This window comes from Lactobacillus sp. W8174 (genome assembly GCF_016100975.1).
GTDB lineage: Bacteria > Bacillota > Bacilli > Lactobacillales > Lactobacillaceae > Lactobacillus > Lactobacillus juensis.
The window spans coordinates 315,903-336,099 of record NZ_JACFRN010000002.1 but is presented as its reverse complement, the minus strand read 5'-3'; the positions used below and the strand labels follow the sequence as shown (position 1 = coordinate 336,099).

The following is a 20,197-nucleotide window of genomic DNA, read 5'->3' as shown; positions in this document are numbered from 1 at the left end:
AAAATTTGAGTCATTAAAAAATGCTCAATTATAGTTTTAACTATAATTGAACACTCTTTATTTTATTTGCATATAAATTTATTCCGATTTCGAAATAACATTATCTAACTTGCTGGTGTCACTTAAATTCGCATTTAAAAATTCCTGATTATCAACTGGCAAATGCAATTCAAAGTTTTCTATTGGCTGAACGCTGACTGTTACATCTTTCATTGTAGCTGCCAAAACATGACCGCCAAAGCTTAAATCGTCGGCCAAAAAGTGATTGTGAAATCCTGAAACTCCAACACCTTGAAAAACAGTTGGTGTGTAATAAGTAATCATTGTGCCTGAAATATTTTCAGCTTCAAACTCTACTTGATTTTCAGCTATTTTTCCCAGAGACGGATAAGGCTTATGAGATTTTTTAGAAGACCTTGTACGAATTTTTTGGAAAACACCTTTAGTCAATATTGCGAAAAATTGATTTTGGACGTTATTTTTGGTTAAAACATCTTTTAGCATTTCTGTTAATTCGACATTTTGGTATTCTTTGAATTCGTGATAATCCGCAAAACTAACGTCAGCATAAGTCACTTTAAAATCATCTGGCAGTTTCACAGCTGGACCACTAACATCTATTTTGTAACCAACACCGTCTAATATCACTAATTCACCATCAACGCCATCACCAGTTCCGATACCAATATTGCCATGTTTTAACAATTCTCGCAGCGGTAAAGTACCTTCCAATAAACCTTCAACTAGCATTTGCATTGTCCCGTGTTGAAATAATGTGTTTTTTGTCATATTTGCTGCTCCTTTTTTCAAAAACTTATATATAAAAACAACCAGAACAAGATTAGTTTTTACAAATTAGTTTAGCACCAATTTGTTTTCAAATTATTATGTCTGATTGTTTTTCAACTCTTGATATTTTTAGTTTAGTAAATAATTAGCGCGGTCTAAAAATTCAAATGCACAAATTGATTTTTTCAAAGAAATCATTCATGTCAATGCAACCAACTTCTAAATCATCGCACACATCAGGTATTTTTGCAGCCTTATTACCATTTGGATTATGCAAATTAGGATTACGAATTTCGCTTGTTACAATTGTTAAATTTTCTTCTTTTGCAATAGCAATAAGCCAAGGATCTGCAATTTTCTCATGTGCCCATCCTCTGTCAGCTGATAAAGCTTCTTCTTTATAATATTCACAGTCATCAATATATTGTAGTACTTGTGCCCATTGCATTGCATAGTTTTTATGGTTTATTATTTCTTTTAAATAATTTTTGTCCAACCATTTTCTAAAATTAGTGTCTTGGTAGTTTTCATCAACCACAATTTCGGGAATGGCAACATATTTATTTAAAATGGCGGGTAGCTTAGCCCAAAAGCTTGGAAAATACTTTACCCGATAATACCGTTCATAAAAATTTATATAGATATTAGTATCCAGCAAATATTTTTCCATTACATTCTGCCCCCCGTCAGAATCTTAAACGACTTATAACTAACACCAACAATATTAAAAGCATCCGTATAAGTAATCTTATTTTGTTTTATGGCATTTTCAATATAATGCACAAAAGTCTGATCAAAGTGAAACCTGATATTATTATCATAATTTCCGCCCTTAGATTTTTTGCTTGGCGGAATTTTTGCAAATTCTTTTTCTAACTGTGAAACCTTTTCATCATATTCTTTTTTTGTCAAAATGTTCATATCATATAATCTACGTACAATGACAAATTTACTAACAGGAAATTTGTGAGCTAAAAATTCAATATCGTAGTTATTTAGTTTTCTAATTTCTTTATCTGGCAGCAATATTTCGGCTGTAACTTTATTAACAAAAGCTTCTGTGCGATCAAACTTGTATGATTCTGCATCAACTAAACTGAGTATTTCTTCCTGATCAAGAAAAAGATGAACTAATTCATGAACAAGTGTAAATAATCGACCTGCTTCGCTATCCTTAGAATTAACGAAAATAATAGGTGCTTTTTTGTCACTTAAGACAAAACCCCTGAACTCATCTAGCGACAAACTTCGATGCGTGTTGCTTTTTACCGATCCATTAAAGAAGATAAAAATGCCTATTTGACTCATTTTATCTCTAAAATATTTCAACGCATTCTTTCCCACATTTTTCTGATAGTTAATCGGAATATTGAGATAATTGCGAATATCATCTACAACTTGCTGATACTCACTTTTAACTGAATATTTTCCAATAAAATCAAGTTCATAATCTATTTCATTTCGGAGAAATTCCTGCTTTGTTTGCATTTCAATAATCGTATCTCTAAGTTCATTACTAATCTTTTCAATACGATTTGAATTAATCGTTCTAAATTTAAGTGTATTCTTATTGGCCTCAACTGGATCTGAAAGTAGCAGCAAACCAGTCGGCACATCAATAAGTTTAGCAATTTTTGAAAGTTGATTAAAAGTAGGGTTTTTACTGCCATCTAAAAAAGCATCAATGTTCTGAACTTTCATTTGTAAATAATCTTTGGAAACACCAGAATTATCAATATAATAAGACAAAGTATGTGGATTTATGCCTAATCTAGTTACCATTAAAAACACCTCCCTTATTAATACGCATTTATACTTTTATTTTCCTCAAAAATTCACATTAATGCAATCTTTAAAATTATTTTATGATATTAAATTTGTTTTAAACAACTAAATGAACTGTTTTAACATTTTTTATAAATTAAAAATATTAAACACGCTCGCTCATAAAAATTATGAGTGAAAATAAAAAGCTTTGAAAGCCTAGTAGCTAGCAAAGCTAATTTATCTTATTATTCCCACTCAATCGTTGATGGTGGCTTACTGGTGACATCGTAGACTACACGGTTAATGTTTGGCACTTCATCAACAATTCGCGTTGAAATTTTTTGCAAAACATCCCATGGCAAGCGAGCAAAATCAGCGGTCATCCCATCAATTGAGGTAACGGCACGAATACCAATGGTATAGTCGTAAGTGCGCCCGTCACCCATCACGCCCACGGATTTGATACCGGGCAAAACGGTAAAGTATTGCCATACTTTTTCCTGTAAACCGGCCTTTTTAATTTCATCCCGCAAAATTGCATCACTGTCACGCACCAGTTTGAGTTTATCCTCAGTTACTTCGCCAATAACGCGAATACCAAGGCCAGGTCCTGGGAATGGCTGACGCCAAACCAAATCGTGAGGAATGCCTAATTTTTCACCCAGTTCACGTACTTCATCCTTAAATAACTTGCGCAAAGGTTCAATTAATTTAAAATGCAGATCTTTAGGTAACCCACCAACGTTATGGTGCGACTTAATTGTCTGGGCAGTATTCGTGCCACTCTCAATCACATCGGTGTACAGGGTGCCTTGGGCCAAAAAGTCCACATCCTTAATTTTCTTTGCTTCGTCGGCAAATACCTCAATAAATTCTTTGCCAATAATTTTACGCTTTTGCTCTGGCTCGGTGACACCCTTCAGTTTATTTAAAAAGCGCTCTTGGGCATTTACCCGAATAATGTTAACGCCTAAATCCCGGTTCAAGGCAGCCATTACCTCATCACCTTCATTTTTGCGCAACATACCATGATCCACAAAAATAGCTGTCAGCTGGTTGCCAATCGCTTTGTGCAAAAGGGTGGCGGTGACGCTGGAATCTACCCCGCCAGATAGTCCCAGAATTACTTTCTTATCCCCCACAGTTTTTCTAATTTCAGCAATTTGCAGGTCAATAAAATCAGACATTGACCAATCAGCCTTAGCGCCGCAAACTTTAAAGGCAAAATTACGCAAAATATCAAGACCATACTGCGTATTGCGCACTTCCGCATGGAACTGAATACCATACATTTTAGCTTGATCGTTAGCAATAGCGGCAATCGGGCAATTCTTACTTGAAGCGACCGTTTCAAAACCAGCAGGCGCACCAGTGACCAAATCACCGTGACTCATCCAGACGTATTCATCTTTGGGCAAACCGGCAAATAAAACGGAGTTAGTATCTTCAACTTCAATGTCGGCACGACCGTATTCAGAATTAGCAGCTTTTTCGACCTTGCCGTTTAAATAAGAAGCCATTAGTTGCATCCCGTAACAAATGCCCAGAATGGGTATGCACAACTTAAAAATTTCAGGGTCAACTTTCAAAGCATTTTGGTCATAAATACTGTTAGGACCTCCCGAAAAAATAATGCCCTTGGGGTTAATCTGCCTTATTTGGTCCATACTAATATCATGGGGCAAAAGTTCAGAATAAATACCAAAATCCCGCAACCGCCGTGTGATTAATTGATTATATTGACTGCCAAAATCGAGCACAATAATCTCATCAAAATCACTAATATTCTTTTTCACCGACATCCAAACTCCTTTACTAACCTTATTTAATACAATATCAACTTTACTAAGAAATAGTTCAGTGGTCAACAATTTTTTAGCGTAGCATTATTAGTTCACGAATATTTTTAAAAGTAATCATATAAATAATTCGAGATTTACTTTTAAAATTGGTCTTGCACATATTATGCGACTCTGTTACAATGCTTGCAACAGGAAAATAAATATCTATATATTGCCGTAATGAGGTCGGCAGTTTCTACTCAGAACCGTAAATTCTGAACTATGGATAATGTAGCATTTAAATTAGTTAAAATACTGGTTTAAAGGGCTTTTTTTACCATAGTTTTGGTAGGAAAAGCCCTTTTTGTTTTGAAGGAGAAAAAAGTGAAGTTATTAGAAGACCGGATTCGCAGTGACGGAGAAGTTCTACCAGGTAACGTTTTAAAAATCAACTCGTTTTTAAATCACCAAGTAGATCCCGAACTAATGAAGAAAGTCGGAGAAGAATTTAGTCAACTATTTAAGGACGGTGGCATCACAAAGGTGTTAACCTGCGAAGCTTCAGGAATTGCACCAGGAGTAATGACGGCCTACGAATTACATGTGCCAATGGTCTTTGCCCGTAAGAAAAAGCCCGCTACGCTTAATGATGCTGTCTATTGGGCCGATGTTTATTCTTACACCAAGAAAGTCACTAATCAAATTTGTGTTGAGCAAAAATTCCTGCACAAAGATGATCGTTTATTAATTATTGATGACTTTCTGGCAAACGGCGAAGCAGTTAAAGGCATGATTAATATTGCTAACCAAGCTGGTGCTGAAGTAGCTGGTGTCGGTATCGTAGTCGCAAAAACTTTCCAGGGCGGTAGCGACTGGATTAAAGAACACGGTTATCGCCTCGAAGCCTTGGCAGAAATCGACAGTTTAGCTAACAATCAAGTACATTTCGTGGGAGAAAACTAATGGCAGAAAAAGAAGTTAGCCAGCAAAAAGCAGCTGTTTTAGGTTTACAGCACCTGTTAGCAATGTATTCCGGGGCAGTCGCTGTACCCCTTCTAATTGGAAATGCATTAAAATTTTCTCCTGCACAAATGACTTACCTTGTTTCAATTGACATTTTCATGTGCGGCTTAGCTACGCTATTACAATTAATGCGCAATAAGTACTTCGGCATTGGTTTTCCAGTCATTTTGGGCTGCGCCATTCAAGCAGTTGCCCCATTGCAAATGATTGGTCAAAAATTCTCAATCAACGACATGTATGGTGCCATCATTGTTGCCGGCATTTTTGTAGTTTTAATCTCAGGCGTTTTTGCTAAAATTAAAAAATTCTTTCCTCCCGTCGTAACAGGGACTTTAATCACCACTATAGGTTTAACACTTGTTCCAGTGGCAATTCAAAATATGGGTGGTGGCAATTCTGCTGCTAAAAGTTTTGGCAGTGGTCAAAATCTCCTTCTGGCTTTTTGCACCATGTTCATTATCTTGGCACTGGAAATTTGGACTAAAGGATTCATCAGGTCAATCTCAGTTTTAATCGGCTTAGTTGCTGGAACAGTAATTGCAGCCTGTATGGGACTAGTCTCATTCACTCCTGTAGTGGAAGCATCTTGGTTTCACTTACCTCAACTGTTCTATTTTGGAGTACCGAAATTTGAATGGTCTTCCAGCCTGACAATGATCATTATTGCTTTAGTATCAATGGTTGAGTCTACTGGAGTATTCTTTGCAATTGGTGATCTTTTGCACCATGATGTGACCGAAGAAGACTTGAAAAAAGGCTATCGTGCTGAAGGCATCGCCCAAATTTTTGGCGGTTTATTCAATGCTTTTCCTTACACTACTTTCTCTCAAAATGTTGGTCTTCTGCAATTATCTGGTATTAAAACCAAGCGTCCGATTTATTGGGCAGGCGGCTTACTCATGGCTATGGGATTGTTGCCTAAAATCGGTGCCATGGTAACAATCATTCCTACCCCAGTTTTAGGTGGTGCCATGCTGGTCATGTTTACCATGATTGCTGTTCAGGGCATTAAGACTTTAGCTAAAGTTGACCTCAGCGATAACAATAATGTATTAATTATTGCCATCTCAATTGGACTTGGACTCGGCGTTACTATTTATCCCCAATTTTTCAAAAACCTGCCGGCTACTGTCCAATTATTTCTAAGTAATGGGATCGTAATTACCAGCTTGTCAGCTACTATCCTGAACTTCTTACTTAAAGGAGGTGACAGAAAGGCAAAGCAAAAAACTCAAACTGCAAATATCATGTAAATAAAATTGTCTTTACCCTTGAGACAATTCTATTTACTACAAAAAAGCATCTTCAAGCAAGAAGATGCTTTTTTATTTTTATCGGATAATAGCATTCATGTTAGTCAGGCTCTCATTCAAACTCCCTGTATTTAGAAATGAACTGCAAGTTGCAAGCATTTGTTCTCCAATTTTCTCAAATGGCTTATCCACAATTTTTTCTGTATACTTCATTATTCCAATAGCAGTGATAAAAATGAGAAAGGTCTGTGTCACTGAAGCAACTGCAATTTTCTGACCACACTTTTCATATCCTTTGACAAAAGAAACGATCAATTCTTTATTTAAACCAAAGTCCTGGTAAAAAAGCTTAATGAAGTCTTGATAATTTACTCCCATGCGTGCTCGTTCAAAATCAATTAAACTAATATGACCGGCAACGATTTTATAATTGCGCAAGCCGACATCCCCATGTAAAACAGTATTTGCATGAGCCTTTAGGTCTTCTTCAATATCCGCTTTTTGCTCTGTAAATAAAATTAACGCCTGCAACAGTCTGCTTTTTATTTCTTCATTCTGCAAACTACTAATGTCAAATTTCGCTTTCTCAAAAAGTTGGTTATTTAGGTATATGCCAGAAAAAGGTTTCACTTTTTGATGAAACTGTGACAATTCTATTCCCATGTCAAATGCCATATCAGGAGTGATTTCTTCTTTAATATCAATTGGCGCCAAATCTTTCATGACTAAAACAAATTGTTTCGTCTGTTTGATAACAAAAGAGCTTAATACACGAGTATTTAGTTGCTCATTAACAGTTTTTTCGGTTAAGAATTTACCTTCTTGAGAAAAAACCTTAACAAAAATTACTTGTTTATAAATTTCACTATAACCAAAAAAGGTGCTGTTTAATGACTGATGCGTTATTTGGGTTAAGTTCGCCTTTAATTTTTTCTGTAAAATTTCCTTAGTTTCCTTATGTATATCTCTTTTAGTCTTTAGGCTTTCTATAATTCTTAATTCAAATTGGTTCACTCGATTTTCTTGCCAATCGTAGTAGCAGTAAGCAAAGGCAAAAGCCCATTGACTTATAATGATTAGCCTGCTAATCACAATAATGCCCATAGCAGAAACTGAAATAGGTATCACGATTGATTGTGATGGCAACTTTTCAATAACTATTAAAATAAGAAGTAAACCAACGAGCCAAAATAAAGTTACTATACCACTAATATAGTTTGCTCGCAGCATTAATTTCCATTCACGTTCATCATTATGTGACATATTGGCGGAATAACTATCGCTCTTCCAATCTCATATGCGTCTGTAGTTAAGATCTAGCTTTTTTCGCTCACACTTTCTAAAACTTTGCAGAACAATAGTAATAGTATGATAGTCAGTCTTAAAAAGAAAGGGAGATTTTAGGAAATCACAAATAAAACTATCGAAGTAATCACAAATGTTTTTAAAAATGCACCATAAACAATGTTTTTCTTTGTTTTAATCATTTTTTTCACCCTCATATAAGAATAACTTGTCAGCCGTACCCCTAATATTTGAGCCAAGCGAAAAGAGAGTCCTAAAGATGGGTCATACTTATCATTTTCAATGGCGTTGATCGTTTGCCGAGTAACATGGGCAGCTTCGGCTAATTGAGCCTGTGAGTATCTCTGCTTTTTACGCAATTGAGCAATTCTATTTTTCACTAGTTCACTCTCCTGTCAAACATATTGGACATTTTTAGTAAAACATCTTTTACATTTTAAGCCAATACCAAAAATATATTTTAGTTAAAATCTTTAAATCGAAAAAGTAATAATAATTTAGGCTTAAGTTTACTCATTTTTTTGCAAACAACCCGTTTTTTTTAATACAATATAGATTAAGTAATTTTGAAAGGACAGATAAGATGAAAAAAGCAGAATGTACGACTATTCTTGTCGGTAAAAATGCCACCATTGACGGCTCAGCTATGATTGCCAGAAGTGAAGACGGTGGCCGTGAAATAATTCCTGAAGGGTTTGAACTTATTACACCTGAAAAGCAACCTAAGCATTATGAAAGTGTCATTAGTCACCAAAAGATTGATGATGAAGACTTAGCAGAAAATCCTTTACGTTATACTAGTGCACCTGATGTCTCCGGTGAAAGCGGCATCTGGGGTGCAGCCGGAATTAACTCAGAAAACGTAGCAATGACTGCTACTGAAACTATTACCACAAATGCACGTATACAAGGCATTGATCCCCTTCTTGCAAAAGGCGGTCTTGGTGAAGAAGACTTTGTTACTTTGACATTGCCTTATATTCACAGCGCCCTTGATGGCGTTAAGCGCATTGGTTATTTGCTGGAAAAATATGGCACTTATGAAATGAACGGTATGGCTTTTGCCGACCACGATGAAGTTTGGTACCTGGAAACTATTGGTGGTCACCACTGGATTGCACGCCGTATTCCTGATGACGCCTACGTTGTTGCTCCTAACCGTTTAAACATTGATGAATTCCATTTTGGTAAAGATGGTTTCTTGGCAGACGATGCCTTAGAAGATTTGATCAAGGAATACCACTTAAATCCTGACCGTGAAGGATACAACATGCGACACATCTTTGGTAGCTCAACCATAAAAGACGCCCACTACAACAATCCACGTGCCTGGTTTGTTCACAATTACTTTGATCCAGAATTCGGTGGCAAGCCAAGTGATCAAGATCAACCATTTATTTGCCATGCTAACCGCAAGATTAGCATCGAGGACATTTGTTTTGTTGAAAGTTCCCACTATCAAGATACGCCATTTGATCCTTATGGCGACCAAGGTACTCCTGAACAAAAGAAGACCTTCCGTCCAATTGCCCTTAATCGCAACTTCGAAACTCATATCTTGCAAGTTAGAAATGACGTTCCTGAAGAAATTGCTGGCGTGCAATGGCTTTGCTTTGGTCCAAATACTTTTAACAGCTTTGTCCCATTCTACACGAATGTCAACGACACACCAGCCAGTTTCCAGACTGGTCCAAAGTTCGATTTGAATAAAATTTTCTGGTTAAACAAATTAACAGCACAATTGGGTGACACTAACTTTAAGGTCTACGGTGAACTAGAAAATGACTTTGAGCAAAAATCATTGGCCCAATGTCACTTCATTCAACATGAAACTGATAAAAAAGCAGCTGGTCTTTCAGGTAAAGAAGCTGAAGATTTATTAACTGAGGCTAACCAAAAGATGGCTGATCAAGTTTACAACAACACTATTGAACTACTGGGTAACATGGTTAATGAAGGTCATAACCTGGCAACACTTAAGTTTGACCTATTAGACTAATTTAATAATCAAGCTCTTAAGAAAAGTTAAAAAAGGCTCAATTACGTTAATTAACGTTATTGAGCCTTTTATATTGCCTATTTAGCAAAAAGTACAAATTTTAATGGAATCTGTCGTTACCTAATTCTTATTTGATAAACATCAGGATCCACAAATTCTTCACTACACTGAACTATTTTGCCATCCTGATTTTTAAGTACATTGTCAATATTCAATAATGAACAACCAAACGGCTTAGCCAGCAAATCAGATAATTCTTTATCAGCTTCAGTTGCACTGACTAATGTTTCTTGGGGACTTAATTTTTTAATAAGTGGATTCCTTTTTAATGCTTCATATAAAGATATTTCAATGTCACTTTTTTGCAGAAATTCATAGAATGGAGCCAAAATATAACTATCATCAACAATTACTGGTTGTTCATCAAGAAACAGAACCCTTTTAATGTTTAAACAAGTTGACGAATTTAAGCGAAAAATATTTTGAATTCTGCGTGACGGAATAATTTGGGCAAAATTGATTATCTTGGATGAAGGTAAAAAGCCGTTCTTTTTAGCCGTGTATGAAAAACCTTCTACAGAATTAAGCCGCAGAAGCTTTTTTACTTTTCCAGGTTTCCTAACATAGCTGCCATTACCTTGAATCTTTTCGATTAGTCCTTCTGTTGACAATTGATTAATTGCTTTTCTTAAAGTTACGCGACTAACTCCAAATTCATCTTGTAATTCACCTTCGGTAGGAAGCTTGGAATCGACTGGATACTCACCATCCTGTATTTTTTGCTTTAGTTTTAGCATTACTTGATAATACAAAGTATTTTTTGCTTTCATTCTTTTGAAAACCAACTTCACTTCATTTAAAATTACTTAACGCTATTTGCTTTAGTTATTAAAACATCTTTTGTATTCGGATAATTCCTAACATTAAGGTCCTTACCCTGACCAGTATAAAGTAAATAAGCAAATAATTGCAACGGTATACAATATTCTAACGGGCAGAAATCTGCATCGTTCAAAAATGATCCTTTTAATACATGATTAGAGGATATTCCTTCTTGTGAACCAATAGAATATGCATGATCAGTTTGTTCATTCAAGGCTTTGAAAAGCTTATTAGCTCTTTCATAGCCATAAATTACTGGTGCAACAATAATAGTATATGTTTCTTTATGCATTGAAGCAATAGGACCGTGTAAAAATTCTTCTACTTCAAAAGGTTGGAAATAATCTCTAACGGTTTCCAGAGATTTTAATGCACCTTCCATTATTGTGCCTTTATTATTACCATAACCCAATATGTACGCGTGATGACACTTTTTCAAATCAGCTGAGTTTTCTTCAAACCAATTCTTACTTTCTTTGATAATTACATTCAAGTTATTAACTGTTTTTTCTAGACGGTCAATATATTCATCAAATTCTTTAGCGGTCAATTGGCCCGCCCTTTTAGCCGCTTCTAGTGCAATTAAATAAAAGGTAAGAATAGATGCACTATAGCCTTTTGTTTTAGGGCCAACATGCTCAAAGCCGCAGGCCAAAACAATTTTGTTTTGCGCTACTTGTGAACAAGAATTATCCCGATCTTCAGTAATCACAAAATTATCACAATTTAGGCTGTTTGCTCTGTTTAAAGCTGCAATTGTGTTAGTGCTTTCTCCCTCTTGGGTAATAGCTATGACTAGATCAGCACTCGTTGCCAACTGTTCATAATGAGCAAAATTATATGAATTAACTGGAATTATGTGCTTTTTCAAGATTTTTTCCATAAAAGGCTGAGCTGTAATGCAAGAATTGAAAGATGTACCTGAGCCAACCAAATAAATATTGTGGTATTTATTCGTATTATCTGCAAAAGTTTGTGCAAAATTGTTATACAATTGCTCTCTATTGGCAATCATTTTTTTAAGAGTATCTTCTGTTTCATCAATATAATCAATCATTGACCAAGTTTTCATTATTAATTATCCCTTTCTCTGTTTAATAGCGAGTTTTACTTAAAAATCCCGAAATATTTAAAAATTATTCCAAAGGCGAAGCAGCCGATCATAATCCAAGAAGTTTTAACGTGCTTCTTTTGTAGTAACCAGTATATGAAGAATGTAACTGCTAACGGCAACAAATCTGGACATATTTGATCAACAATACTTTGTAGATTCAAAACCGTTTTACCTGATTTAAAGACATAAGCAAACTTGATATTAACCATTGAAGCTATCATGCCGCCAATTACAGTCAATCCCATGACAGAAGCAGCATTAGTTGCTTTTTGGAAACCACTACCACTAGATAGAGAATCAATTGCTTTAGTTCCCAGATCATAACCAAGAAACAATCCATAATACCTGGTCAAAAAATGAGGAATATTGTATAAAATCAAAAATAATATTGGTCCCAGGATATTTCCTTTTAAAGCTAAAGTAGTACCGACACCGGCAGCAATAACTCTAAATGTTCCCCAGAAAAATGTGTCTCCAATTCCTGCCATTGGCCCCATCAAGGCAACTTTAATATTGTTAATAGTTGAGATGAAAAAGTTGGAATTAGTAGCTGCCTCTTCCTCCATTGAAGCAGTAATTCCCAGTATAAAAGGTGACATAGCATAAGTGGTATTGTACACTTCGGATTCTCGGGTCAAAGCTTTACTCAAATCCTTTTTATCAGGATAGAGCTTTTTTAGCACAGGAATAATTGAATATGCGAATCCAGGTGCCTGCATTCGGTCCATACTATAACAAGCTGGTAACAAGAACGCGCGCCAAAAAACTGACATTAAGTCTTTTCTAGTTAACTTTTTCCCTTTAAACATTTCTTCTTTAGATTTCATTGTCTTCTGTCTTCCCTTCGACTCCACTGCTGTTAGATAATAATATTAATGCTGCAATTACCGCACCAACCATTGCGACTCCAATGTTAGTAAGCTTAAAGAATGCTACCAAGATGAAACCCAAAAATAGGTATGGAGCAAATTTTTTGGTAAATGTCAGTTGCATAAGCAATGCAAAACCTAATGCTGGTAAAATACCTGCTGCTAAGGCAAAACCACCAGTAAGCCAATCTGGAATAAATTTCACCAGAGATTTAAATACTGGTGCACCTAAAAGCATAGCTACCAAAGCGATCAAGAATGGGAAAATAAAATAGTTAAATAATCCCAGCCATTGATTTCTTTCCATCGTTTTAGTATCGCCTCTGCCAGCAGCTTCTAATGACTTTTGACTTAAAATTTGATTTAAAGGCACATAGGTGATGTATTTTGTTGCCATTGCAAATGCAGCAATTGGCATTACCAAAGCAAGTGCAAGTTTAGGGTCAGTATGCGATTGCAATACTAGTGCAGTACTAAGTGCACCACCCAAAATAACATCAGGTGGTGCGGCATTGGCTCCAATTCCTACAACACCCATTGAAAGAAGTTCAATTTGAGCTCCCAAAATTAACCCTGTTTTAACATCTCCATAAACTAGCCCCACCAGCGTACAAATTACAAGTGGTCTTTCCATCATGGTCATACCGAAAAGTCTTTCATCAATATGTCCAATTCCTGCAATTAACGCAACCAAGAATGACTGAATCATAGTCTTCCCTCTTTCTTTTCAAACATAACTATTGTTTATCAGTAATACTTTTAAAAGTATCTGACAAATCTTCAAATTTATGGTTAGGCGTAGGTTGCATACCGACCTTTATTCCTTTAGCCATAATCCTTTCAAATGAACCAATATCCTCCAATGTTAAATTTAAATTATCACGAATCATTGGTGCATTTTTTCTTATTCCACCAATAGTAATCTTTTCAACCCCATTCACATGCTCACAAATTTTTTCAGCATCAAACGGATTATTAGTTAAAACCATCACACGATAAGAACTATTTTGCGGATTATTTAAAAATTCAATAGCGCCATCAATTGTTCTAAAACCGATTTTGGTACTCGTTGGCACAGCCAATTTCATAGTACTCCGACGAATTTTATCGTTAAAAACCGCATCATTCGCTACTAAAACTACATTTGCTTGTACTCTTGGAATCCAAGTCATGACAACTTGGCCATGTACGAGTCGATCATCCATATGCATTGCTACAATCAAAATAATATCCTCCTGTCTATAAATAATACCTTTTAAAACATATTATACATATTTTAAATGTTTTTACAATATTTTATTAATAACTATTTAATTTTAAGCCATAAAAACCCTCTAGATTGTGAAGTGCAACTAAAAAGTTAGACATTTTAATATTACGCAAGACTCAATGCACGATTTCGATATTTGATCGGGGTCGTGTATTTTAGTTTGTTTGATCTTCTAATATGATTGAACCAGTAAACGTAATCATGCAGTACTTCCCGCATTTCTGCTAGTGAACTGATCTTAATGCGGTTGAGCTTCTCCCGTTTCATTAGGTTGAAGATGGTTTCTCCCGGTGCATTATCGTGGCAATTACCCTTGCGCGACATGCTTTGCTTAATCTTCATCTGTCTTAGTTTGGTCTGATAGCCGCTGTGGCGGTATTGAAAACCCTGATCTGAATGCAAAATAGGCTGGGCTGTTTTAGGCAGCTTGTGCTTAAGCTCTGCCAGCATATCATAAACCAGCTTCATGTTAGGCGAATAGCTGACTTGACAAGCCAGTATTTCCAGTGAGGCCTCATCAATGACCGGTGAAATATAAACCTTTTTGCCTGTGGTCAGCTTGTATTCGGTAATATCCGTGTGTAAGACGTGGTAGGGTCTGGTTTCATTAAACCGCTGCTTTAAAATGTTTTCCTTGATTACGCCTGCAGGGCCCGCATAAGAACTGTAGCGTGCAGTGCGCCTACTGTAGACTCTGGTCTTTAGTCCCAGCTGCCGCATCAGCTTGCGCACGGTATTGGGCGCATAGCTAAAGCCTTGATCTAAGAGTGCACCATGCATACGTCGATAACCGTAAGTCTCATCACTTTCTTGGTAGAAGATAGACTTGATTACGCCTTTAACAGCAGCGTATTTATCTAATCGGTTCAATCGGTGACTGCGGTTGTCGTAATAAGTTTTGCGGTTAAGGTGCAGCTTGGCAAGCAAAAGCTTTAACGGCACCTCAGGTCGCTCAGCCCGAATCTCCACGACTATTCTGGTTTTTTGCCGGTTGGTGAGCGTGGATATCGGGCAGCCACTTTTTTTAGGATTAAGTTATCCAATTCTAAGTCGGCTTTTTGTGCCTCTAGCTCAGCAACCTGACGACGCAATTGTTCTACTTCGGTTAGCTTCTTAGTGGGTTTAAGCTTCTTCTGACGCTTCTTTTTAGTCATGGTTGGTGGTCTCCCCTTGGATTTTGGGAGCAGCCCAGAGTAGCCTGCAGCCTGATAAGCCGCCAGCCATTGTCTTACTACTGACCGCGAAAGATTAAAAACTGCAGCTACCTGGAGTACTCCCATGTGATGTTCATGATAGAAGCGTACCACATTTAGCTTGAATTCAGGCAAATAAGTTTGTCGGGTGTGAGTAACCTTTAAAGCGGCTAAGCCATGTTTACGGGCACGTTCTGCCCAGGCCCTAATCTCGGTATGATCAATGCCGTATTCGCGTTCTAGTTTAGCTAAAGAGGTTTGGTGGGATAAGTATTTACTGCAAATTTCCATTTTCAAAGTAGTTGAATATTTAGTCATGAAAAAAGTGCTCCTAATAGTCAGATTAATGTCTAACTATTATGGAGCACTTCAATTGTACAGATTTCATCTAGAGGGCTGTCTAATAACAATATTTATTTTAATTAGTTGATGTTTACTTCATTAAAGATATAACAGAACAAAATTTACAGATCTATTTAGTTATTTTGATTCCATGCCCAAATGATCCCTTTTGTCTAATCGTTTTAGCAGCAGCTAGAGCAGCTTTAGTTAGGCTCTCATTTATATCTTCTTCTGAGATGTTTTTTAAGTCTTTAGCTTTAGTGAGCAAATAGACCACGAGGTTAGCAAAAAATGTATCCCCAGCACCCATAGTATCAATGGGTTCAGGATCATACTGAACTTGGCCAACATACTTTTTCCTTTGATTACAGTCAAACAACAAAGGTGGCTCACCGCCATTTGTAAATAAGACAAAAACAGTATTAAGTCTCATGCACTGCGTTAATATTCTTTCCATATCATCAGCTTTTGCTTCCGATAAAGAAAATTGCGCAATATCGACATTTTTGGCTACCTGATTTAAATACTCAGTAGTATGATATTTAGCCATTTCAGAAAAATCATAAGCAATTAGGATACCTCTTTGGTGAAGTTTAGCAATAGCATTTTCAGAATTTGCATGGCATGCACTATATACTACCAGCGCTGAATCCAGAATTTTCATTAAATCAGGTTCATCTAGTGATGGCAACTGCCTGGCTCCTCTTATACTGTCAATAAATTGACGATCTCCATCCACAATGTTTACAAAAGTCTTTTCGGTTTTAGCATTAATTCGGTTGCAAAATGATGTGTTTACGTTTTCATTTTTTAAACTATTTAAGATTAATTCCCCATCATCATCTTTTGCCAGACTACCAACATAATATGAATCAACAAGTTGCTTTGGTGCAAAAACAGAAAAGTTAACTGCATTGCCCCCAGGATATTTTACATTTTGGTTTTGATAGTAATCTACTACATTATCTCCTAAACCAACAACATGTTTCTTTGACATCTTAAACAGCTCACTATCTAATAATCTACTACACGATAATAGCGACGTTTAGTTAAAGGATGATCTCTAATATTTTCCAAATGTAAACTAACTCTGCGTAAAGCGGCCCACATTACTGATGGTTCAACTATTGGTCTAAATTTCGTTGAAATATGGGATAAAGTAAATTCTTTCATATCAAACTTGGTGAATTGGTTTGTATATTTAGTAGCAAAGTTAGCCACTCGCTCATCTAACGGTCTCGTCGCTCCTTCTGATTCAAGCAGTACCACTGGAACATCCTTCTCAACCAATTCAAATGTACCATGGAAAAATTCAGGTGAACTAACTGATTTTGTTCTAAGCCATTGTGATTCTTCTAACACACACATTGAATAACTATAAGTCGTTCCCCACAGATCACCAGAACCAACCCAAATTTGATAGTCGGCATTTTGATATTTTTCTGCAAATTCTTTTGCCTTACTGTCAACCTCTTGGGCAACAATGTTCATGTCTCCTGGCAATGATTTAAGTTCATCAGCAAATTGTTCATAGTCATTAAATTCATTATTCACTTGCATAATTTTGCCAATCAAGAAATAAAAAGCTAATTCCTGAGGATGGTAGCCAAAAGTATTAACGGCATAAGTTGAGTGATGTGCTAGTGGCGTATTATCTTTGTTAACAATTGAAATAGTTCGTATACCCAATTGTTCCATCTTTTTAGCCAAAGCAACAGTTTCCTTAGTATCACCAGATTTAGAAAGTAGAATAACTATACTATTTTTATTTAGCTTATTACTTCCTACAGCTAAAAAGTCCGCAGCTGTCAGCAAATAGCTGGGAATTGATGACTTACTTTCCATCCAATAATTAAATGGCTGCATCACAGCGTTTGAACCACCAGAGGCAGTGAAAAATATATTACTAATTCCTTCTTTTTGCACTTTCAGAGCAATTTGTTCAATATCGGCCCGTATGCTATATGCCTTTTCCCCTTCAGTTACAAACTTTTCAGCGTCAAACTTTAACATTACAGTTTTCCTTTCTTCTATGCCTTTAAAATTCCTAAATAAGCCATTAAAATGCCGAATACAAAAATTCCGACCAGTATAGTAATTGTTGATACCTTTTTCTTTAATAACCAATAAATAAACAGCACACACGCAAGAGGCAACATATTCGGTAAAATACCGTTAATCATAGCATTCCATGTTTGGGCATCATTTCCTTGACCCAACTTACCTGCAACGGTGATTGTTACCATACTTGCCGACATTCCACCAATAACCATCAAACCAAGAATTGATGCACCATATGCAAATTTTTCAAGCAAGCCAGAAGACTCGGCACTCTTTAGCATTGATGCTCCTAAATCATATCCTTTGACTAAACCTATCCAGCGTACTAGTAGCGCGGGGACATTGTAGACTAACAAAAATAGTATTGGACCTAGTATACTGCCTTTTAATGCAAAAGAAGTTCCTAAACCCGTGGCTAAAATTCTTAAAGTGCCCCAAAAGAATGAATCTCCGATTCCTGAAAGAGGTCCCATCAAAGCCGCTTTAACATTATTTATTGATTCTGGATCAAAATTATCTGGATTTTTAGCATTTTCTTCTTCCATTGCTGTAGTAATTCCCATTACTAACGTAGAAAGTGGTGGTGAGCAATTGAAAAAAGCCATGTGCCTTTGAAGAGCCTCACTTCTTTGCTTTTTTTCTGGATATAACTTGTCTAGAACCTTATTCATAGCGTAGCTATAACCCATATTTTGTTGTCTTTCAAAATTCCAAGAAGCTTCTAATGTGAGAGAACGCCAAAATATCCCTTTTAAATCTTTTCTAGTAATAGCTTTTGTAGCAGAATTAGAACTCATTATCATCATCCCCTCCTTGATTATTATTTAACTTATTAGCATCAATTTTATTTTCGAGATGCAATACGATGTACATTAGGCAGAACGCAAAGATAGAAATTCCCAAAATTGGTATTTTTAAATAACTGTACAATGCAAAGCCAAGTACAAAGTAAATTGCCACATTTTTCTTTAAAATCATTTCCAATAATAAAGCAAAACCTAGTGCTGGCATTATTCCAGCTGCAACGTTTATACCATTTTGAACAAAATCAGGGATCATATTGAGCAACTTTGTCATTACTGGGCCACCTAAGTAAAAAGCAAGTCCAACAAAAATCGCTCTTGGTATACATTTGACTGTGATAAACCCATACATGTTCATTCTGCTCAGATGTCTACTATCACCTTGTTCAGCATATTTATCACCCTTCTTCAAGAATATAGGTAAAATTACAATCGTTAATAAATTGTCAATAATCAAATACAGTGCAGCAACCGGAAAGGCTAAAGTAATAGCAAAACCAGCTCCCTTGCCTGTTGATATTGCAAAGGCTGTGCCCAAAACTCCTCCAGCAGGAACATCTGGTGGTCTGGAAGCACCAATAGTAATTGCACCCATAAATGCCAGTTCAATAGTTGCACCCATTATGATTCCAGTCTTTAAATCGCCCAGAACTAATCCGGTTAGTGCTCCGGTAACAAGTGGTCTAGACAAGTTACTAGTTCCAGTTAACCAGTCGGCTGGAGCAAGAGCTGTAATTAAGGCTAGCAAAATTGATTGAGTCAATGTGTTCATTTTTCAAACCTCCTTCTTAGTATTTATAATCGTTTAATCAAATCTATTTTTTTATCTGTTGGTACCATTTGGGCAAATATTTCTATGTTTTTTTGTGCTAATTGTTTGAGATCAGATATATCTTTATCATTTAAAAACACTGAAGAAGTTATTTGGACAGAACCAGAAGTTTTACTAGTCCCACCTACATTAAGTTCCTTTATTTGTGTGCAACCGTTTAACAATTGGTAAGCATCATTGACCGTTTTTAAAACGATGAAAAGACGATATTTATCAGTAACACCTGAATTTATTTGCTTAACAGAATCAGCAATAGTTTTAACTACGACTTTTACACCTTGTGGTGCTGCTAATTTTAATGCAGTCATTTGCATATCATTATTTGCAGCTGCATCGTTTGCAACCAAAATACAATTAGCGCCAATAGCAGAAATCCAAGAAAATGCAACTTGCCCGTGAACAAGTCTATGGTCTACCCTTGTCCCAATAATCATTGTTTTCTACTTCCTTTTTTAAAATTCATCCCGTTTAATATCCAAATTAAGTTCATTACAAAATTTAACGCTGTCTTTTGCGCTTTTGATTGATCTTTTTATAATTTTATTGATATTATCTTGAGACTTTTGTTCTATTTTTAAAACTAATTCAATAATTAAAGGCAAAGATAAACCAGCAATTAAATACAGATTGCCCTCTTTATTCAAATACTTCATCCAATTATTATTAACGCTGCCACCAAAGATATCGGTACATACGATAATAGTTTGCCCACGATTTTGATTTAAGTAATCTACAATCTTCTTTTCAATATCATCATTGCCATCTACATACGCATTGATGTAATCGAGAAATTTTACATCACCAACTATCATCTTGGCCGACTGAACAACGCCTTGTGCCATTGTCCCATGACTCATGCATAAAATTTTCATTTTTACCATCGGCTCCTCACTAGATCTTTATTAATTGACTAA

At 36.0% G+C, this 20,197-nt stretch carries 21 protein-coding genes and 1 riboswitch; of the genes, 3 read left to right on the top strand and 18 right to left on the bottom strand.

What is annotated here, in order from left to right; genetic code table 11:
- Positions 1–78: 78 nt before the first annotated feature.
- The 4 genes from budA to guaA all read right to left on the bottom strand — a co-directional run bounded on the left by budA (position 79) and on the right by guaA (position 4,358).
- Entirely contained in the window at positions 79–789 is a 711-nt protein-coding gene (gene budA / locus H3U49_RS04525; protein WP_198180020.1) for an acetolactate decarboxylase, read from the bottom strand.
- A 163-nt stretch (positions 790–952) separates the two neighbouring features.
- The gene (locus H3U49_RS04520) at positions 953–1,459 is read right to left on the bottom strand and encodes a DUF4411 family protein (protein ID WP_198180018.1); all 507 of its coding nucleotides are present in this window, start codon (positions 1,457–1,459) and stop codon (positions 953–955) included.
- Positions 1,459–2,571 (bottom strand): ImmA/IrrE family metallo-endopeptidase, encoded by a 1,113-nt coding sequence (locus H3U49_RS04515; RefSeq protein WP_198180016.1) that lies wholly within the window; start codon positions 2,569–2,571, stop codon positions 1,459–1,461. The genes H3U49_RS04520 and H3U49_RS04515 overlap by 1 nt, the downstream gene beginning before the upstream one ends.
- Positions 2,572–2,801: 230 nt before the next feature.
- Positions 2,802–4,358, bottom strand: a complete 1,557-nt coding sequence (gene guaA / locus H3U49_RS04510; protein WP_198180014.1) for a glutamine-hydrolyzing GMP synthase — start codon at positions 4,356–4,358, stop codon at positions 2,802–2,804.
- Between the two features lie 184 nt (positions 4,359–4,542).
- Positions 4,543–4,640: riboswitch (purine riboswitch) on the top strand.
- A gap of 81 nt (positions 4,641–4,721) precedes the next feature.
- Here guaA and H3U49_RS04505 point away from each other — a divergent pair.
- Together H3U49_RS04505 and H3U49_RS04500 are read left to right on the top strand one after the other, a co-directional pair.
- A complete protein-coding gene (locus H3U49_RS04505) occupies positions 4,722–5,300 on the top strand; it encodes a xanthine phosphoribosyltransferase (protein ID WP_198180012.1) in 579 nt (192 codons plus the stop codon).
- Positions 5,300–6,613 carry a nucleobase:cation symporter-2 family protein gene (locus H3U49_RS04500; protein WP_198180010.1) on the top strand — a complete coding sequence of 438 codons (1,314 nt, stop codon included), beginning with the start codon at positions 5,300–5,302 and terminating at the stop codon, positions 6,611–6,613. Before H3U49_RS04505 ends, H3U49_RS04500 begins: the two co-directional genes overlap by 1 nt.
- 78 nt (positions 6,614–6,691) lie before the next feature.
- Here the strand turns inward: H3U49_RS04500 and H3U49_RS04495 are convergent, their stop codons facing one another.
- Together H3U49_RS04495 and H3U49_RS04490 are read right to left on the bottom strand one after the other, a co-directional pair.
- Positions 6,692–7,876 carry a phosphotransferase gene (locus tag H3U49_RS04495; protein ID WP_232347610.1) on the bottom strand — a complete coding sequence of 395 codons (1,185 nt, stop codon included), beginning with the start codon at positions 7,874–7,876 and terminating at the stop codon, positions 6,692–6,694.
- Between the two features lie 137 nt (positions 7,877–8,013).
- Positions 8,014–8,298, bottom strand: a complete 285-nt coding sequence (locus tag H3U49_RS04490; RefSeq protein ID WP_370567286.1) for a helix-turn-helix transcriptional regulator — start codon at positions 8,296–8,298, stop codon at positions 8,014–8,016.
- Positions 8,299–8,501: 203 nt separating this feature from the next.
- Between H3U49_RS04490 and H3U49_RS04485 the strand changes: the two genes are divergently transcribed.
- On the top strand, positions 8,502–9,917 hold the full coding sequence (locus tag H3U49_RS04485) for a C69 family dipeptidase (RefSeq protein WP_198180008.1): 1,416 nt from the start codon (positions 8,502–8,504) through the stop codon (positions 9,915–9,917).
- 116 nt (positions 9,918–10,033) lie between these two features.
- Here the strand turns inward: H3U49_RS04485 and H3U49_RS04480 are convergent, their stop codons facing one another.
- The 12 genes from H3U49_RS04480 to H3U49_RS04425 all read right to left on the bottom strand — a co-directional run bounded on the left by H3U49_RS04480 (position 10,034) and on the right by H3U49_RS04425 (position 20,164).
- Positions 10,034–10,747: a GntR family transcriptional regulator gene (locus H3U49_RS04480; protein WP_198180007.1), complete on the bottom strand. Its 714-nt coding sequence runs from the start codon at positions 10,745–10,747 to the stop codon at positions 10,034–10,036.
- A 32-nt stretch (positions 10,748–10,779) separates the two neighbouring features.
- On the bottom strand, positions 10,780–11,871 hold the full coding sequence (locus H3U49_RS04475; protein ID WP_198180006.1) for an SIS domain-containing protein: 1,092 nt from the start codon (positions 11,869–11,871) through the stop codon (positions 10,780–10,782).
- 35 nt (positions 11,872–11,906) lie between these two features.
- Positions 11,907–12,740: a PTS system mannose/fructose/sorbose family transporter subunit IID gene (locus H3U49_RS04470; RefSeq protein WP_081945388.1), complete on the bottom strand. Its 834-nt coding sequence runs from the start codon at positions 12,738–12,740 to the stop codon at positions 11,907–11,909.
- Complete coding sequence (locus H3U49_RS04465) at positions 12,730–13,491, bottom strand: PTS sugar transporter subunit IIC (RefSeq protein ID WP_034981518.1); 762 nt, start codon at positions 13,489–13,491, stop codon at positions 12,730–12,732. Before H3U49_RS04465 ends, H3U49_RS04470 begins: the two co-directional genes overlap by 11 nt.
- Before the next feature lie 28 nt (positions 13,492–13,519).
- Positions 13,520–14,005 (bottom strand): PTS sugar transporter subunit IIB, encoded by a 486-nt coding sequence (locus H3U49_RS04460; protein WP_046332497.1) that lies wholly within the window; start codon positions 14,003–14,005, stop codon positions 13,520–13,522.
- A 152-nt stretch (positions 14,006–14,157) separates the two neighbouring features.
- Positions 14,158–15,563, bottom strand: a protein-coding gene (locus H3U49_RS04455) for an IS3 family transposase (RefSeq protein ID WP_369792500.1) whose coding sequence is annotated in 2 segments (ribosomal slippage) — positions 14,158–15,080 and positions 15,080–15,563 — 1,407 coding nt in all. Because the reading frame shifts where the segments join, the coding sequence is not laid out codon by codon here.
- Positions 15,564–15,717: 154 nt separating this feature from the next.
- The gene (locus H3U49_RS04450; RefSeq protein WP_198180005.1) at positions 15,718–16,584 is read right to left on the bottom strand and encodes a PfkB family carbohydrate kinase; all 867 of its coding nucleotides are present in this window, start codon (positions 16,582–16,584) and stop codon (positions 15,718–15,720) included.
- 17 nt (positions 16,585–16,601) lie between these two features.
- Complete coding sequence (locus H3U49_RS04445) at positions 16,602–17,600, bottom strand: SIS domain-containing protein (protein WP_198180004.1); 999 nt, start codon at positions 17,598–17,600, stop codon at positions 16,602–16,604.
- 17 nt (positions 17,601–17,617) lie between these two features.
- Positions 17,618–18,445, bottom strand: coding sequence for a PTS system mannose/fructose/sorbose family transporter subunit IID (locus H3U49_RS04440; RefSeq protein ID WP_255528830.1), 828 nt, complete (start codon positions 18,443–18,445; stop codon positions 17,618–17,620).
- Positions 18,435–19,223 (bottom strand): PTS sugar transporter subunit IIC, encoded by a 789-nt coding sequence (locus H3U49_RS04435; RefSeq protein ID WP_046332501.1) that lies wholly within the window; start codon positions 19,221–19,223, stop codon positions 18,435–18,437. Before H3U49_RS04435 ends, H3U49_RS04440 begins: the two co-directional genes overlap by 11 nt.
- A 23-nt stretch (positions 19,224–19,246) precedes the next feature.
- Positions 19,247–19,717, bottom strand: coding sequence for a PTS sugar transporter subunit IIB (locus H3U49_RS04430; protein WP_198180003.1), 471 nt, complete (start codon positions 19,715–19,717; stop codon positions 19,247–19,249).
- A gap of 18 nt (positions 19,718–19,735) precedes the next feature.
- Positions 19,736–20,164 (bottom strand): PTS sugar transporter subunit IIA, encoded by a 429-nt coding sequence (locus tag H3U49_RS04425; RefSeq protein WP_045928505.1) that lies wholly within the window; start codon positions 20,162–20,164, stop codon positions 19,736–19,738.
- Positions 20,165–20,197: the final 33 nt, after the last annotated feature.